The organism is Actinospica acidithermotolerans, from assembly GCF_018139625.1.
GTDB lineage: Bacteria > Actinomycetota > Actinomycetes > Streptomycetales > Catenulisporaceae > Actinospica > Actinospica acidithermotolerans.
Genome location: NZ_JAGSOH010000396.1, coordinates 1 through 399, shown reverse-complemented (window position 1 = coordinate 399; position 399 = coordinate 1). Strand labels below are relative to the sequence as shown.

Genomic DNA, 399 nt, shown 5'->3' with positions numbered 1-399 from the left:
GCTTCAAATCGCTGGACGATCTGGTGAAGTACGCCAAGGCGCATCCGGGCGAGCTGAACTTCTCGTCCTCCGGCCTCGGCAACTCGACGCAACTGGCCGTGGAGCTGCTGCAGAAGAAGCTGGGCATCTCGATGACGCACGTGCCCTTCAAGGGCGAGCCCGACGGTCTCATGGCGACCATCGGCGGCCAGACACAGGTGATGGCGCCCGTGGCCGGCACCGCGCTGCCGCACATCAAGAGCCGCAAGGTGGTGCCGCTGGTGGTGCTGGCGCCTTCGCGCCTGGCGGAACTGCCCGACGTGCCGGCCGCCAACGAGCTGGGCGTGAAGGATTTCGACACCATGGGCTGGAGCGGCATCGTCGCCCGGGCCGGCACCCCGCCCGCGATCATCGCCAAGC

At 68.2% G+C, this 399-nt stretch carries 1 protein-coding gene; it reads left to right on the top strand.

Annotated features, from left to right (window positions below):
• Window positions 1-399, top strand: a 399-nt coding sequence (locus tag KDK95_RS39125) for a tripartite tricarboxylate transporter substrate binding protein (protein WP_212522681.1), incomplete at both ends; no start/stop codon positions are given.